Origin of the sequence: Pseudoalteromonas sp. SiA1, assembly GCF_018732205.1 — a bacterium.
Taxonomy (GTDB): domain Bacteria; phylum Pseudomonadota; class Gammaproteobacteria; order Enterobacterales; family Alteromonadaceae; genus Pseudoalteromonas; species Pseudoalteromonas tetraodonis.
Genome location: NZ_CP076085.1, coordinates 185406 through 202579 on the forward strand (window position 1 = coordinate 185406; position 17174 = coordinate 202579).

General features: G+C 39.3%; 15 protein-coding genes. 9 read left to right on the forward strand and 6 right to left on the reverse strand.

The window, feature by feature from the left end:
- The first annotated feature begins 39 nt into the window (after positions 1-39).
- Positions 40-1692 (forward strand): long-chain-fatty-acid--CoA ligase FadD, encoded by a 1653-nt coding sequence (gene fadD, locus KK487_RS16330; RefSeq protein WP_016900167.1) that lies wholly within the window; start codon positions 40-42, stop codon positions 1690-1692.
- 50 nt (positions 1693-1742) lie between these two features.
- Entirely contained in the window at positions 1743-2873 is a 1131-nt protein-coding gene (rnd, locus tag KK487_RS16335; RefSeq protein WP_013463308.1) for a ribonuclease D, read from the forward strand.
- Between the two features lie 54 nt (positions 2874-2927).
- Here rnd and minE read toward each other — a convergent pair whose 3' ends face one another.
- From minE to minC, 3 genes are read right to left on the reverse strand one after another with little or no spacing between them, the layout of a single operon-like run.
- Positions 2928-3191 (reverse strand): cell division topological specificity factor MinE, encoded by a 264-nt coding sequence (minE, locus tag KK487_RS16340; RefSeq protein WP_008111532.1) that lies wholly within the window; start codon positions 3189-3191, stop codon positions 2928-2930.
- 1 nt (position 3192) lies between these two features.
- The gene (gene minD / locus KK487_RS16345; protein ID WP_013463309.1) at positions 3193-4002 is read right to left on the reverse strand and encodes a septum site-determining protein MinD; all 810 of its coding nucleotides are present in this window, start codon (positions 4000-4002) and stop codon (positions 3193-3195) included.
- Between the two features lie 5 nt (positions 4003-4007).
- Positions 4008-4712 carry a septum site-determining protein MinC gene (gene minC / locus KK487_RS16350; RefSeq protein WP_013463310.1) on the reverse strand — a complete coding sequence of 235 codons (705 nt, stop codon included), beginning with the start codon at positions 4710-4712 and terminating at the stop codon, positions 4008-4010.
- Between the two features lie 155 nt (positions 4713-4867).
- Between minC and KK487_RS16355 the strand changes: the two genes are divergently transcribed.
- Both KK487_RS16355 and KK487_RS16360 read left to right on the forward strand, forming a co-directional pair.
- Positions 4868-5149: a YcgL domain-containing protein gene (locus KK487_RS16355; protein WP_013463311.1), complete on the forward strand. Its 282-nt coding sequence runs from the start codon at positions 4868-4870 to the stop codon at positions 5147-5149.
- Positions 5142-6158 (forward strand): lytic murein transglycosylase, encoded by a 1017-nt coding sequence (locus KK487_RS16360; RefSeq protein WP_016900168.1) that lies wholly within the window; start codon positions 5142-5144, stop codon positions 6156-6158. Before KK487_RS16355 ends, KK487_RS16360 begins: the two co-directional genes overlap by 8 nt.
- Before the next feature lie 47 nt (positions 6159-6205).
- On the opposite strand, the gene KK487_RS16365 is transcribed toward KK487_RS16360, so the two are convergent.
- On the reverse strand, positions 6206-6754 hold the full coding sequence (locus KK487_RS16365; protein ID WP_013463314.1) for a GbsR/MarR family transcriptional regulator: 549 nt from the start codon (positions 6752-6754) through the stop codon (positions 6206-6208).
- 216 nt (positions 6755-6970) lie between these two features.
- Here KK487_RS16365 and adhP point away from each other — a divergent pair, with 216 nt between their 5' ends.
- Positions 6971-7981, forward strand: coding sequence for an alcohol dehydrogenase AdhP (gene adhP / locus KK487_RS16370; RefSeq protein ID WP_016900169.1), 1011 nt, complete (start codon positions 6971-6973; stop codon positions 7979-7981).
- A 52-nt stretch (positions 7982-8033) separates the two neighbouring features.
- On the opposite strand, the gene KK487_RS16375 is transcribed toward adhP, so the two are convergent.
- Both KK487_RS16375 and KK487_RS16380 read right to left on the reverse strand, forming a co-directional pair.
- Complete coding sequence (locus tag KK487_RS16375) at positions 8034-10454, reverse strand: TonB-dependent receptor (protein ID WP_016900170.1); 2421 nt, start codon at positions 10452-10454, stop codon at positions 8034-8036.
- Positions 10455-10748: 294 nt separating this feature from the next.
- Positions 10749-12020, reverse strand: coding sequence for a Xaa-Pro dipeptidase (locus tag KK487_RS16380; RefSeq protein ID WP_024601324.1), 1272 nt, complete (start codon positions 12018-12020; stop codon positions 10749-10751).
- A 159-nt stretch (positions 12021-12179) separates the two neighbouring features.
- On the opposite strand from KK487_RS16380, the gene KK487_RS16385 reads away from it, so the two are divergent.
- The 4 genes from KK487_RS16385 (at position 12180) to KK487_RS16400 (ending at position 16961) form a co-directional block, all read left to right on the forward strand.
- On the forward strand, positions 12180-13997 hold the full coding sequence (locus KK487_RS16385; protein ID WP_024601323.1) for a DUF885 domain-containing protein: 1818 nt from the start codon (positions 12180-12182) through the stop codon (positions 13995-13997).
- Positions 13998-14093: 96 nt separating this feature from the next.
- Positions 14094-14606: a YcgN family cysteine cluster protein gene (locus KK487_RS16390; protein ID WP_016900173.1), complete on the forward strand. Its 513-nt coding sequence runs from the start codon at positions 14094-14096 to the stop codon at positions 14604-14606.
- Positions 14606-15121: an RNA methyltransferase gene (locus KK487_RS16395; RefSeq protein ID WP_013463320.1), complete on the forward strand. Its 516-nt coding sequence runs from the start codon at positions 14606-14608 to the stop codon at positions 15119-15121. The genes KK487_RS16390 and KK487_RS16395 overlap by 1 nt, the downstream gene beginning before the upstream one ends.
- Positions 15122-15317: 196 nt before the next feature.
- Entirely contained in the window at positions 15318-16961 is a 1644-nt protein-coding gene (locus KK487_RS16400) for a M1 family metallopeptidase (RefSeq protein WP_235190262.1), read from the forward strand.
- The last annotated feature ends 213 nt before the right edge of the window (positions 16962-17174 follow it).

The window sequence follows — 17174 nt, forward strand, 5'->3', positions numbered from 1 at the left end:
TAAGGTTAATAAAAATATAATTATAAACAGGGGCTAAGAGTGGAAAAAATCTGGCTTAAGCGCTACCCAGAAGGTATGCCTGAAACAATCGATCCTGAGCACTACAACTCGTTACTCGAAGTGTTTGAAAAAAGTTTTAATGATTACAAAGATTTACCTGCATTTACTAATATGGGTAAAACATTGTCATATAACGAAATTGACGCGGCAACAAAACGTGTTGCGGCTTATATTCAAAACGATTTAGGATTAAAAAAGGGCGATAAAGTCGCTGTTATGATGCCTAACTTGTTGCAAACCCCAATTGCTATATTAGGTATTTTACGCGCAGGGTGTGTGGTGGTTAACGTTAATCCGCTATATACCGTTCGTGAGCTAGAGCACCAATTAAAAGATTCTGAAACATCAGCAATATTTATTCTTGCTAACTTCGCTGTCACGCTTGAAAAAGCACTGCCTAATACTGACGTTAAACACATTGTGGTTACGCAGGTTGGTGACATGATGGGTGGTCTTAAAAAGCATTTAGTCAATTTTGTTGTTAAGCATTTCAAAAAAATGGTACCAAGCTATACGTTGCCTAACACGATTAACTTTTGTGATTTATTAAAAGCTGATCTGAATGGCTATAAGCGCCCAGAGGTTAACTTAAGCGATTTAGCATTTTTACAATACACCGGTGGTACAACCGGTGTGTCTAAAGGGGCAATGTTGAGCCACGGTAATTTGGTGGGTAACCTTGAGCAAGTATCTGGTTGTTTAGATAACGTGCTTGAGCGTGGTAGAGAAGTGGTTATTACCGCGCTACCGCTCTATCATATATTTGCATTAACAGCGAACTGTTTAGCATTTATGAAATACGGCGGCTTAAACGTTTTAATTACAAATCCACGTGATATGCCTGGATTTGTAAAAGAGCTTAGTCAGCATAAATTTACTGCTATTACAGGGGTGAACACTTTATTTAATGGCTTATTAAATACCCCTGGTTTCTCTGAGCTTGATTTTAGTCACCTTAAAATGTCATTAGGCGGCGGCATGGCAGTACAACGCCCTGTTGCAGAAAAATGGCAAAAGGTCACTAACAGCAAACTAATGGAAGGCTATGGCCTGACAGAATGTTCTCCTTTAGTCACAATTAGCCCGTATGATTTAGAAGCTTATAATGGTTCTATCGGTCTACCTGCGCCAAGTACTGACATTAAATTAATGCTCGATAACGGTGAAGAAGCTGCTAAAGGTGAGCCGGGTGAACTGTGGGTAAAAGGTCCGCAAGTAATGCTTGGTTACTATAATCGCCCTGATGCAACGGCTGAATGTTTAAAAGATGGCTGGTTTGCAACTGGTGATATTGCCACTTACGATGACGAAGGTTTTTTCTACATTGTTGATCGTAAAAAAGACATGATTATTGTTTCAGGCTTTAATGTTTTCCCAAATGAAATAGAAGAAGTGGTTGCCATGCATGAAGGCGTGCTAGAAGTGGCCGCGGTTGGTATCCCTCATGACATTAGTGGTGAACAAGTTAAAGTTTTTGTTGTGAAAAAAGACCCTTCTTTAACTGAAAAAGATATAATAAAACATTGTCGTGATAATTTAACTAATTACAAGGTTCCTAAACTCGTTGAGTTTAAGGATGAGTTACCCAAAACTAACGTGGGTAAAATTCTCAGAAGAGCCTTAAAAGATTAGCAACTATAAAAAAGCCGACATCAGTCGGCTTTTTTATTGTAGGAGACTCAGTGCACTACCAATTGATCCAAACCCAAAATGAGCTTAATACGTTTGTAGAACAAATTAAAAACAAACCCATTCTTGCTATTGATACCGAGTTTATGCGCCGCCGTACTTTGTATCCAGAAGTTGCACTTATTCAAGTTTATGATGGCGAACATTTAGCGCTTATTGACCCGCTTGCCGAGCTTTCCTTGTTTGATTTTTGGCAAATACTTAAAGATCCTAAAGTGCTAAAAGTACTCCATTCACCCTCAGAAGATATTGAAGTTTTTCAAAAGTACGCAGGATTTGTTCCTTATCCTTTATTCGATACCCAGTTTGCACTTCAGCTATTAGGTGAGGGAAACTGTATGGGCTTTGCCTTAATGGTGAAAACATTATTGAATATTGAGATTGATAAAAGCGAATCGCGCACTAATTGGTTACAACGCCCCCTTACCCAAAAGCAACTTGAATACGCTGCTGCTGATACGTATCACCTGCTGCCTTGTTTTGAGTTAATTATAGATAGCATTAAAGCCGCTGATTTATTTGATATTGTGATCAATGAAAGTGAATTAGTTGCCAATAAACGTGCTTTTCAAATCCCGGATGAGCTACTTTACAAAGAAATTAAAAATGCATGGCAACTTAAGCCGCATGAACTAGCGGTACTTAAAGAGTTAGCAGTATGGCGTCGAAATAAAGCTATTCGTAAAAATCTAGCGCTTAATTTTGTGCTTAAAGAGCACAATATGACCGAAATTGCCAAACGAGGCCCTTCAAGTTTAAATGCTCTGAGACAAATTCCTGGGGTAGAACCCATTGAAGTGAATCGTTCTGGGGTTGAAATTTTAAAGTGTATTGAGCAGGCCAAAGCCATTCCAGCTGAGCAACACCCACAAGTATTAAAGCGGTTAATTGATTTTCCTACCTATAAAAAAGTAGCGAAGGAGATCAAACAAAAAATTACTAAAGTTGCTAAAGAGCATAACATTCCAGAAGACGTTATGGCCTCTAAAAAGCAAATAAATCAGCTAATTAGTTGGAACTGGAAGTTAACTGCTCAGCAAAAAGAAAAACACATAAAACCAGATTTACTCAGCTCATGGCGATATGATTTTGTTAAAGATGCGCTAAAAGAGTGGGATAATTAGAGTATTAAATAGCTTGATGTAAAAAATAAAAAGGGCGCTTAGCGCCCTTTTTTATTATTTCTTTTCTTCGTCAGGTAATGTGACATTGAGCTCGAGTACCGCTAAATCGTCTTCATTTTGATCAAACTGAACTTGAACCGCATCGGCGCCTACATTAACGTACTTACGAATGACATCAAGAATATCTTGCTTTAATTGTGGCAAGTAATCTGGTGTTCCACGCTGAGAACGCTCGTGCGCGACAATGATCTGCAATCGCTCTTTTGCTAATGACGCACTGTTTTTCTTTTCTGAGCGGAAGTAGTCAAGTAAAGACACATTAACCTCCAAATATCCGTTTGAATAAACCCTTTTTCTCTACATCTAAAAATCTAAATTCAACCGTTTCGCCTAATAAACGACTGATCGCATCAGCATAAGCTTGACCTGCGTCTGATTCGCTATCAAGAATTACCGGTTGTCCAGAGTTTGATGCACTAAGCACTGCTTGAGATTCAGGAATGACACCTAGTAAGTCTATGGCTAGGATGTCCTGGATATCTTCAACAGATAGCATTTCACCTTTTGATACACGATCTGGATTATAGCGTGTTATTAGCAAATGCTCTTTAATGTTTTCTAATCCTTCTTCGGCACGTTTCGATTTACTGTGTAAAATGCCTAGAATACGATCCGAATCTCGTACTGACGAGACTTCAGGGTTGGTTGTAACTATTGCTTCATCAGCGAAGTACATCGCCATCATAGCTCCGGCTTCAATACCTGCAGGAGAATCACAAACAATATAGTCAAAGTCTTCTTTTAACTCGTTCAATACGCGTTCAACACCATCACGGGTGAGTGCGTCTTTATCGCGAGTTTGTGAAGCAGGAAGTAAAAATAACTTTTCTACACGTTTGTCTTTTATGAGTGCTTGATTAAGGTTAGCTTCGCCATTGATCACATTAACAAAGTCATACACTACGCGACGTTCACAACCCATGATGAGGTCTAAATTACGTAAACCGATATCAAAATCGATGATAACAGTTTTGTAGCCTTTTAATGCTAAGCCTGTACCAATTGCTGCGCTTGATGTTGTTTTACCAACACCCCCTTTACCCGAGGTAACGACAATTATTTTTGCCATGAGATTTATCCTTTAACCAAAGCTGAAATTTCTAAAGATTCATTTTTTTGTTGTATTTGAACTGCGTTACCCCAGTGTTCACCTTGCAGTGAGTCACTGATCCAGTAATTACCATTGATTGAAACGAGTTCTGCTTCTAATTTATTACAAAATATGTATGCGTTTTCGAGCCCTTTTGCGCCGGCAATTGCACGCCCTCGTAGGGTTCCGTAAATATGTACATTGCCATCGGCAATTACTTCTGCACCATGGCTTACCGCGCCTAACACCACCAAGTCGCGGTCTTTGGCGTAAACTTGTTGGCCTGAGCGCACCGCACCATTAATAATTTGCGCTGGTAAATACACGGTTTTTTCTACAACCGAAGTATTTGACTCTACTCTTGCGGGTTCACTCTTAACGTCTTGTGAATAGTTTAAAACAGATAACCCTGCGGCTTTTGCCTGTTTATGCTGTTCATCCGAACCATTACATACACCTACAGCATTAAAGCTCATGCGTTCAATAAGCGATTTTAAGTGAACAAAGTCGATTGCGCTGTTTTTTACTTCAATTAAATTGACGACAATGGGGGCACCCTCAAAGAACTTTGGGGCTTGGGCAATTTTTACATACAGTTGTTCTGCTAAAAGGTTAATATCAGTACTATAAAGATGTAAAACTGATAACGTAAAAAGGTTGCCTTTTAGCTCAAAAATTTGGTCCGACATAGATGCTCAACTGGATTGTCTAGTTAGCATGTAACTTTATATAAACCTAGGCTGAACAAGGCTTTTATTACAGTTTCCACACTAATTTTTATAACTTATTATTATTGCCATGTTATAGTGTGTAGCACTGTTAAGCAAGATTTTATAGGGCCATAATGCTAACTGCGGTATATAAAAGTAAGAAAAAAGCAGATACTTTCTTATTTATTGAAAAAAGAGACGATTTTAGTAAAGTTCCGGAACCTTTAATGGCCATGTTTGGTCAACCTCAGTACGTGATGATCATTAACTTAGCGAAGCGGACTCAATTAGGCGTAGCGGATTTAGACACTTTAAAACAGTCGCTTAGCGACCAAGGCTATTATTTACAAATTCCGCCACCAGAGGAAAACTTGCTAAGTCAATTAAGAAAACAAAATGGAGCAGATAGTGATTAAAAAATTAGCGGTTGTATTGTGTGGTGTGTGTTTAAGCTCATCGGTGATGGCAAAAACACAAGCTGAGTTTCAACAATATCTTACTAATTTAAAGCAAGAGGCAATAGCAAAAGGCTACGATACTCAGTTAATTGAGCAAGCATTTGCCACTGCATCTTATAAAGAAAAAGTCATTTCAGCAGACAAAAACCAGCCAGAAGTAAAAGAAACGCTGGAAACGTATTTACCAAAACGAGTACCGCAATGGAAAATAGATCGTGCGCGTAAATTGTATAAAGAAAACCAAGAAGTCTTAGAAAAAGTAGCAAAAGACTTTGGTGTTCAAGCGCGTTTTATTGTGGCTATTTGGGGTTTAGAAAGTAATTTTGGCGCTATTCAAGGCGGCCACAATGTTATTTCATCCTTAGTAACTTTAGCATTTGATGGACGTCGTGAAGCGTTATACAAACGCCAATTGTGGGCAGCACTGGATATATTAAAGTCGGGACATATCACGCTTGATAAATTTAAAGGCTCGTGGGCGGGTGCAATGGGGCAAACCCAGTTTATGCCAACCTCATTTAATGCTTACGCCGTTGATTACAATAACGATGGCCGCAAAGATATTTGGACAACCAAAGAAGACGCGTTTGCTTCAATTGCAAATTACTTAAAGCAAGAGGGTTGGAATGATAATTTAACCTGGGGTCGCCAGGTACAATTGCCCGCTGATTTTGATAAGCAGTATATATTAAAGCGCGGTACTAAAACCCGAAAGCAATGGCTAGAGTACTGGGATAAATCAGAGCGCTCTTTAGCAGATTGGCAAGCATTAGGTGTTCGTCGTGTTGATGGCAGTGATTTACCTACGGTTGCTGTAGATGCAGCACTGGTGATGCCGGATGATATAAATGGACGCATGTATTTAGCATACGATAACTACAAAGTATTTATGCACTGGAATCGATCATATTACTTTGCAACCAGCGTAGGTTATTTGTCAGATAGAATTGCTTACCCAAAAATTTAAGCTTAAGCGAATAACTAAAAAGCCGCTCATTGCGGCTTTTTAATGGTTTACTGCTCTTTTTTGAATATTTTATCTTTAAGGTCAATGACTTTGCCAATGCCTGAACCTAGCTTCATTAGTTTGTTTAGCTGCTCAGGGGTTAAGCGTTGTAACTCTGACGACCATTTAGTCACTGTTTCAAGTAAGTTATGAATTTCGCCCATTTGTTTTTGTGCATAAATTTCATCGTCGTTACTTGCTTCATCTAATAAGTTATCTCTGAGTAAGCTAAGTGTAGGTTCTACTTCACGCTTTTTACGTTCTTCAAACACGCGATTAGCCATATCCCAAATGTCACCCGCAGGTGCATAGTATTCTTTTCTATCTCCTGGGATATGCATTACCTTGATCAGCTGCCAAGATTGTAATTCTTTAATTCCCATACTCACGTTACCGCGTGAAATACTCAGCGCATCTGCGATTTGGTTTGCCGTCATTGGATCTTTGGTAATAATAAGTAACCCGCACATTTGGCCGATTGTACGATTAAATCCCCAGCGGCTGCCCATCTCGCCACAATGCATTACAAAGGCAAAGTTTTTTTCTGATAATGTCATTGTTACAAGTTTCAAAAATAAATGAAATCTATGCTAGCACGCTGGTTAAGTATGGCAAGCGTTTAGCTTGGATAAAAAACCACGTTTTACGACTAATGATTGATATAGATTAATATTTAAGCATTTATAGTGGGTTATGTTGCGGGTATGCAACATAACATTGTTGTTTAACGCCTTTGTTAAATAGCATAATTTTTTATAAACGATGGAATGACTATGAAAGCAGCAATAAATACAGAATATAAAGGCAAGTTAGAAATCACCGATTTACCAATCCCAGAGGTAGGTCCTAACGATGTGCTGGTAAAAATAGCCGCTTGTGGTGTATGTCACACCGATTTACATGCGTGTCATGGTGATTGGCCGGTAAAACCAAAAATGCCATTGGTACCAGGTCACGAAGGCGTGGGTGTAATAGAAAAACTAGGCAGTAATATTAAACATTTAGAAGTGGGCGACCGAGTGGGTGTACCTTGGTTGTATAGCGCCTGTGGCCATTGTGAATTTTGTTTAGATGGACGTGAAACCCTGTGTTTATCGCAACATAATACCGGTTACTCAATTGACGGTGGTTATGCAGAATATTGTTTAGCACATGGTGATTACATCATCAAAATACCGGAAGGATTAGGCTTTGCTGAAGCTGCCCCGTTATTCTGTGCCGGCGTAACAACGTATAAAGCATTAAAAGTATCAGATGCAAAGCCGGGTCAATGGGTTGCTATTGTTGGTGTGGGCGGTTTAGGTCACTTAGCGGTGCAATATGCAAAAGCAATGGGCTTTAATGTTATTGCTGTAGATACAGGCAAAGAAAAAATGGCCCTAGCTAAAGAGTTAGGCGCTGATATTACGCTTGATTTTAAAGACGTGGTGCCAAGTGAGGCTATTTTTGAGCAAGTAGGTGGGGCGCACGCTGTTGTTTGTACCGCAGTATCAAAACCTGGGTTTGAACAAGCGTATAAAAGTGTTCGCCGTGGGGGCAAATGCGTATTAGTTGGCTTACCACCAGAAGATATGCCATTGCCAATTTTTGATACTGTGCTAAATGGTGTTTCAGTAGTAGGTTCTATTGTAGGTACACGTAAAGACCTTCAAGAATGCCTTGAATTTGCCGCACAAGGTAAAGTAAAAGCTATCATTGAAGAGAAAAAACTCGAAGATATTAATGAAATTTTCGATGACATGCTCAAAGGTGAAATTAACGGCCGTATAGTTGTTACAATCTAACTATACCAAAATATAGTGCGCACAAACCAACCTGGCTTGTGCGCATTGTATGCTATAGCGTATAACTAAAGCTTAACTTTGCATTTCTTTCCTCACCTGGCATACCGCCTAAAAACATGGCTTTAGAATAGTATTTTTTATTAAACAGGTTATTAATGTTTAATTGCATTTGCCAGTTGTCTGCTTTATAGCTAACTGCAGCATCATACACGGTATAAGCAGGGACGTAGCCGTTATCAATACCGAACGAGCTTGAGTTAGTACTGCGCTTATCAACAAACGTTAAGCCTGCGCTTAAATCTACTGCGTGAGGTAATTCAAATAACGCAGCAGAGTAAGTTACCCATGAGCTAGCAGTTACATAAGGCACGCCTTTTTGGCGAGTATCAAAGCTTGTGCTGTTTGGGTTAGTTTTATCTCTAGCATCTTGATAAACACCGTTGATGTTAACTTTCCATTGATCGTTCAAATACGCATTTAAGTCAATTTCTACACCTTTGGTTTGTTCTTCACCATCAAAGAAGCTCTCCACTACGTTTGGTGCAGACACGCCTGCTTCATAAAGTGGGTTGGCGTACTCTAGGTTTGTACGTGCACTTTCAAATACTACAATTGAAGCCAGTAATTGGTCATCAAACGCTTTAAAACGAAATCCTAAATCGTTACTAACAGATTCTGAGTCTTCTCTATCGGCTTCATTACCAGCAACAGAGCCAAGTACACTGTAGGCAGTACGACCTTTTGAGTGATTTAAAAATAAAGCCATGTCAGCGCTTAATTGATAAGTAGCCCCTAAATTGTACGTTAAACCGCTATCTGAGGTGTTTGCCTCTGGCGTTGGATTTGCGCGGCTTTGACTATAACGTGGGTCAACACCAAAATGCTCGTAACTTTGTTTTATACGATTATGAGCAATCCCAATACGGGTGGTGATTTTATCGTTAATGTAGGCAACATGCTGAAGGCCTAAACCCCATGCCTGTACTTTTTTATTATAATCGCTGGTTTTAAGCGGATCGTAATCATTAAATTCACCCGTAGGCCAATTTGGCTGACGCATATCAAAAATATACGGTAGTGCGCCTTGGTAAATAACTTCACCGGCTTTGTTTTTAATGACCTTATCGGCATCGTAAATAGAATATTGTTTAAAACGAATATCACGATCTTCATAGTTGGCGTTAACCAGTAATTCGTTTTCTATGTTACCGAGCATAAAGTCATAACGTAAATCTAAAAAGTATTGCCATGATTTTTCATCCGCTTCTACTTGGCGGTACTCTTGGCGTCTGGCTGCAAAAGGGTATAACACGTCATCAACAACTAGCGGTGCGCGTGGGTCTTGATTGATCACGCCGTTACGTTTCCAGTAAACGTAGTTGTAAGCACCTGTTTGGCGGGCAAAACTTGAGGTGTAATTACGGTACTGTAGTTGTTGATTAACAAATAAATCATCACTAATGTAATAATTATGGGCTAATTTAAAACGCAGCTCTTCACCTTCGTTATCCTTTGCCATCGGTGATATTATGCCATTGGTGCCAAAGTTAAAGGGTGTTAAACCATCATTGCTTGCCAAAGAGTTAGCTAGTTCATTTCGTTGTGCTTCACTCAATTGTAAGCCACTTGCTGTAGGGTCATTCACTAAATCGGCGCCTGATACTTCACCTGCAGTTAAACCGTTGACCGATTCACTGTTAAAAATACGAATAGGATGGCCGATAGAATCCACAGCAATGGCGTCCTTGATATAGGCTCCCGATAACACAAACGCATGTTGATCATTTAGTACATATTTTAAAGACGAATAAATTTCATCACGTTGTTCTTTTAAATCACGAAAGCCATCGCTAGAGGCGGTTTTTGCCATGACTCGATAAGCTAAGTCGTCTGTTATTGCATTGGTGCTATCGAGTGCCAGAGAATAACTATCCCACTGACCAATATCCATTTCTAAGGTATGTTGTTCGTTAAACTGTGGCTTTTTTTCAATCAGGTTAATCACACCACCAGCACTGCCCATGCCGTATAAACCAGTTGCTGGGCCTTTTAATACTTCAATTGATTCAACATTGGTTAAAGAACGCGTTGGATTAAAGGTATTGCCTAATCCTGCACCACCGTACATGCCATCATAGGTATAATTAGCACCTAAACCACGAATTACTAAATTATCACCAATGCCATAGTTGTTACCGGCTTGCGTTAAACCACTTACATTTCGGATCACATCTTGTAAACTATCAATACCTTGCGATGCAATTAGCGCTTTATCAACAATGACCACGGGTGCAGGGGTTTCCATTAGTGACATATCAGATTTAGTGGCCAAACCTGAGCTCATTACCACTCGGTTTTGTTGCTCGTAAACACTAATACGTTCAATATCGGAATTAACTTGTGACTCGTTTGCCAATGCCAAGTGCGCGTTTAAGCACGCGAGTGTGAGTAGTGAGTATTGAAACCTTTTCATAGAGTGATAACCATTCGCATTTGTTAATTTTCGTGAATGATAATGGTTATCATTTTAAAATAAAATAAAAAGTTCAAACTTTTTTACTTTAATGGGTGTGTTTGCTTGATAGTTATACAATGTGATTTAAAAACAATCACATTTAAAAATATTAACGGGGTATTGCAGTCGCTAGTTGGCTTTACCAAGAGAGAATTTAAATAAAGTATTGATGATTAAATGGGCAGTTTAGCTACATTAGCTAAAAAATTGTTAAGGTTGAGCTAAGCTCAACCTTATAAAGATGTATTGGGTTTACTGCTTGTAAACGACACCGGCTTTCATTACAAAAGGAATACGCTCTAGTGTAGAAATATTTTTAAGTGGGTTAGCACTCACCGCTATAATATCAGCAGCAAAACCAGTTTTAATTTGCCCCAGTTGTGAATCTGCCTTTAGTAATTTAGCACTATTAATGGTCGCGGCTTGAATAGCTTGTAATTCACTCATACCAAATTCAACCATTCGCGAGAACTGTTTCGCATTATCACCATGTGGATAAATAGCCGCATCTGTACCAAATACCATGTTAACCCCAGCTTCAACGGCGCGTTTAAAGCTGTCTCTTTGCTTTTTAGAAACAAGGCGTTCTTTATTTAGGTTCTCTTCATCTACCCCATTTTGCTCACCAAAGCTCAGTGTATATTCAGTATTGTAAATATCCATAGAGAGCCAAGTACCGTGCTTTATAGCAAGCTCAATCGCTTCATCGTCTAAAAAGCTAGCATGCTCTACGCTGTCTACACCGGCTTTAATGGCTGTTTTAATGCCGTTAGTGCCGTGTGCGTGAGCCGCAACAGGTAATTCTCGCATGTGCGCTTCATCCACAATGGCTTTCATTTCTTCAAATGCGTATTGTTGTATGCCCACCTTTGTGCCTTTAGAAAATACCCCACCAGTTGCACATAATTTAATTGCATTAGCGCCATATTTAATATTTTCACGTACTTTAATGCGAACAGCCCATGGGCCATCAGCAACCCCCGAGGCGGTATATTTCATTTCTGGAGGCAAACGATTATTGTCACAGTGTCCGCCAGTAATCCCCAAAGAAGGGCCTGCAGCCCAGATGCGAGGGCCAATAATATCACCTGCATTAATGCCGTCGCGAACCGCAATAACACTAAAGCCTTCTGCACCTAGGTTACGCACTGTGGTAAAGCCGGCTTCTAATGTTTTTTTAGCAAAGTAACTGGCTTTAATAGCCATACGCGGTACTGATTGGCCTATACGTTCACTGCGCGAAACGGTTGGATCGCTGGTTAAATGCACATGCATATCCATCAACCCCGGCATTACGGTGAGTTCAGGTAGGTTAATCAGTTCATCATTACTGGTAAGCGTTGGCTGTTTATTAAATTGGATTTGGCTTATTACACCCTCGTCAATCGCGATTAACGGATTAGCTTTTAGATCTCCAGTTTTTACATCAAGCAAAGCTTTGGCCGATATATAGGTGGTTGCCAGTGTACTTGCGCTGGTTAAGCTCAGTAATGCGATTGATGTAGTTAGTAAATGTTTTTTTATTTTGATCATTTTTATTATTTAATTATTTAAATTTACCTGAATGTAGCAATCATTAGGTATTGAGTAAATTATTTAGCGACGAATCCCACTCACCGTAATTGCTTTATTTAAGGCATTTAAAACCGCATAATTGGCGGGTAAAAACTAACAAGGATCTTTATGAAAGTTATTAAAATAGCACTGGTTGCCAGTAGCGTTATGTTTGCCTTAAGTGGTTGTATGAGTACCAGCTCACAATTAAACACAAATCAGCCAGTCGCGCCTGTAATAAGCGAATTATCAGCACAGCAGCAATTAGATGTGCTCGTTGCCCAGTACTACGATGAGTCATTAACCTTTAATCCCTTAAGCGCCACTTATAACGGTCGCCATGAATTCGATGATCAATTCTTGCCGGTGATATCGCAGGCTAATCGTGATAAAAAAACTGCTTTTTATAAAAAATATCAACAACGTTTAACGCTAATCGATGAATCACAATTAACAGGGCAGGCGCTACTTAACTTTGAAGTGTTATCGCGAGATTTAGCCCTGAAGCTTGAGGGCATGCAATATAAAGATTATTTGTTACCGATTAACCAAATGTCGGGAGCACATAATACCTTTGCTGGATTTGGTTCAGGGCAAAGTGCACAGCCCTTTAATACTGTTGCCGACTATGAGCAATTTATTAAACGTGCTGATGGTTTTGTGAAATGGTTAGCCAGTGTTGAACAATCAATGGCGCAAGGTGTTAAACAAGGCGTGGTATTGCCTATGCCATTGGCTAAAAAATTATTGCCTCAGTTTAAAGTGCACGTAGTAACTAACGCAGAAGATTCATTATTTTATTCACCAATAAAGGCCATGCCCGACTCATTTTCTAATGCACAAAAACAGCAACTCACTGAGCAGTATAAAACGCTTATTTTAGATAAATTAGTGCCCGCTTATCAGCGTATGAGTGAGTTTTTACTCAACGACTATATTCCTCATGCTCGTGATTCTGTTGGTTATGCTGATTTACCTAATGGTAAAGCGTGGTACGAATATCAAATCAAGAAAAACACCACGTTGAGTTTATCAGCAGATGAAATTCATGACATTGGCTTAAGTGAAGTGGCTCGAATTTTAAGTGAAATGAAAACGGTTAAAAATACCGTGGGATTTAAAGGTGATTTAGCATCGTTTTTTGATCATTTACGTGACTCAGATGAGTTTTATTATAAAACAGCTGATGAGTTAATTGCCGCCTATGAAGATATTAAACTAAAAATAGATGCGCGCTTACCGCGATTATTTAATATTGAGCCTAAAGCCCCTTACATTGTTAAAGCAGTAGAAGCGTATCGTGCGCAATCGGCAGCGGGGGCATCTTATGCAGGGCCTGCACCAGATGGTTCTCGTCCGGGTATCTTTTACATTAATGCTTACAACTTAAAAGCGCAGCCTAAATTTTTACTTGAAACGCTATCTATTCATGAAGCAGCACCTGGTCATCACTTTCAAATTGCACTGCAACAAGAAGTAGAAAGCCTGCCCGATTTTCGTAAATTTGGCGGCTACACGGTGTTTGCTGAGGGCTGGGCATTATACGCGGAGAGTCTTGGCAAAGAGCTTGGCTTATTTACCGACCCGTATATGTGGTATGGGCGTCTTAACGATGAGCAGCTAAGAGCTATGCGTTTAGTGCTTGATACAGGCTTTCATGCCAAAGGGTGGACACGTCAACAAGGCATTGACTACATGTTAGCTAACTCTTCAATGGCAAAAAGCGATGTAATTGCTGAAGTGGAACGTTATATTGCATGGCCTGGGCAAGCATTATCGTACAAATTGGGTGAGTTTAAAATTAAAGAGCTTAGAGATTACGCCCACCAGCAGTTAGGCGAGCAATTTGATATTAAAGCCTTTCATACGCAAATATTAATAGATGGCGCATTGCCTATGCCTATCTTAGAGCAAAAAATTAAACGTTGGGTTAAATCTCAGCAGTAACATAATCGCGCAAAGTCATTATTTGAACAGGGATTGGCTTTGCGCGCTTTGCTGCAATACGTTAGAATGCGCGCTCTTAAAAGGCGCGAGAACACCATGTTTGATCAACAATTAGCAAAAACCCAATTTTGGCTTAGCAAAAGTCTCAATGAAATGAACCAGCAAGAATGGGAAGCCATTTGTGACGGATGCGGAAAGTGTTGTTTAAACACCTTTATTGACAGCGAAGACGAAGATGACTTTACCGCCACTGATCAGCTAAGAGAAGGTGAGCAACTTATATTTACCAATATTGTTTGCCAATACCTTGATAACGCAACCTGTGGCTGTAGTGAATACGAAAACCGCCAAACCTTAGTGCCTTCTTGCGTTAAGCTTACCAAAGAAAACCTCAAAGACATTTTCTTTATGCCGCAAAGCTGCAGTTATCGCCGACTTCACGAAGGACGTGGATTAGCAACGTGGCATCCGTTACTTAATAACGGCGATAAAACTAAAATGCACGAGCTAAACATTTCTGTTAAAGATAAAACCGTAAAAGACTGTGACGTAAAGCTAGAAGATTTTGATTTGTATATAGCCGAGTGGCCAACCAAGGATTGCAATTAATGAGTAAATTACAAGCAAGTATTGGCTTAATTAATCCTAAAAGCCCGACCAACGTGGGGGGCGTATTACGCGCCGCAGGTTGTTATGACGCACAGCAGGTTTTTTTTACTGGCAACCGTTATTTAAACGCACAGAAATTTCATACCGATACTAAAAATGTAGTGCAACGTATTCCATTAACCGCTACCGATAATTTAGCATCAAGTAAACCACAAGGCGCTAAAGTGGTGGTGATAGAGCTAATAGAAGGGGCCACTCCCTTGCCTGAGTTTACCCACCCTGAGAACGCATTTTATGTGTTCGGCCCAGAGGATGGTTCAGTGCCAAAAGACGTTTTAAAATGGTGCGATGAAGTTGTTTATATTCCAACCATAGGGTGTATGAATTTAGCAGCAACCTGTAATGTTGTTCTTTATGACCGGCTCGCCAAGCTTGGCGGTATTCAAAGTAGTGATGAAACCATTATCACTTCACGCGATACCAATAATAAAATGAAATGGCAAAAACAACCTTAAATATATTAGCTGTTTAAGGTTTATCCCTTGCTAAATGTAAAATAAAGTAACTAGTTAACTTAAAAAATAAGCAATTCGTCTTTTTTAAACACTATAAATGTAAAACTATGTAATTATATTAAAAAATTATAATTATAAGAGCTTATTATTTATGTTGTTCTTGCACCATGTGATTAGGTGTTACTTGGTTGTTACATTGATATATATACTCAGTGCCTGCACCAGCAAACCTGCAAAATTAGATCCCCTCGTTGCTAATACTGGTCAACCATTATCTAGCGTGGCTCAATCAACCGATGTTATTTTCTATGATCTTAAGTTAGCCGTTTTTCCAGAAGAAAAGCAGATAGCCGGCACAGGGAAAACAGTATTTCGGGTCGTTAAAGAAACTCAGCAAATTGAACTAAAACTCGATAGTCGCTTTAGTATAAACACAGTAACAGTGGCTGATAAGAAAGCCGAATTTCTCCATTCTCATGGTGTGATCACGATTAACTTATATGAAAAAAAGTACCCTGGAGAAGTGGTTGAAGTTGCCATTAACTATTCAGGCAAGCCACATATTGCGCTTAACCCTCCATGGAGTGGTGGTTTTGTATTTAGTGAAACAAACGATGGTAAACCTTGGATAGCAACAGCGGTGCAAGGTGAGGGCTGTGATTTATTTTGGCCTTGTAAAGATCACTTTAGTGACAAAGCCGATAGTATGCGTATACGTGTAACGGTACCCACTGGATTGTATGTTGCCAGTAACGGGGTACTAAAAAATATAACTGTATTACAAAACAAGACTACCGAGTTTGATTGGTTTTTATCTGAGCCTGCGAGTGATTACAACATTGCGCTGAATATTGGCCCATTTGAGCGTGTTCAACAGCAATATACCAGTATAAATGGTACTGACATTCCTGTGGAATTTTGGGTGTTACCTGAAAATAGGCAAAAAGCCAGTAATTTGCTCACCAACGATGTTTATCAACAAATGGCATTTTTTGAATCTGTGTTAGGTCCATATCCATGGGGGCAACAAAAACTTGGCTTTGTAGAAACGCCTCATTTAGGCATGGAACATCAAACGATAAATGCTTATGGCAAAGGGTACACTCGCGACCCTAGTGGTTATGATTGGCTTATTCAGCATGAATTAGCGCATGAGTGGTTTGGTAATTTAATGACACACGAGCAATTGAATGATGCGTGGTTACATGAAGGTTTTGGCTTTTACATGCAACCGTCTTACAGTTTATATACCTTTGGTGAGGCCGCTTATAACCATGCAATGTATAAAGCCTATTTAGGGATAAAAAACTGCCAACCTATTGTTAAAGAGGGTGAGTTAAGCTCAAAAGAAGCTTTTAACTCAGATATTTATGGTAAAGGAGGCTGGACATTACACACTTTGCGTTGGTTAATTGGTGATGAGTTATTTTGGCAAGCAACACGCGAGTTAATCTACGGGAGTAGCGACACGCAAAGTCTCAGTTACCCAATTCAATCGCGATATCGCAACACGCAACAGTTTATTGATATTGTTAATCGCATTACAAAAAAAGACTATAACTGGCTATTTGATGTGTATTTAAAACAAGCTGCATTGCCAACACTAACCATGAAACGTCAAAATAACGTGGCCAATTTATATTGGAGCAAAAGTGAAAAAGATGCGACGCCTTTTAAAATGCCAGTACCCATTTCAATCAATGGCCAGCTTCAAGTCTATACACCAATTGAAGGAGTCATTACCATCAAAGCTAAACCTGTTGATCATATTATTGTTGATCCACAGATGAAGGTACTTCGGCAATTACCGATCACAAGCCAGTGCCAACAAGAAGAATAATTTAGATAAAGCGTTACTATGGGGATAAAATTTATCCCCATAGTGCTTTTAAACACTTATTTATCTAGCTCTGCTAGTCTAAAAATTAAACGCACTGTGGCAAAGTCATCCTTGAAAGAACTAGTTATTTATTATTATTTTTGTTCTTTAATTTCATTGAAATCATATTTGCTAAGACATTCAGTTAAAAATTTGTTAAAAAGACACTGATAA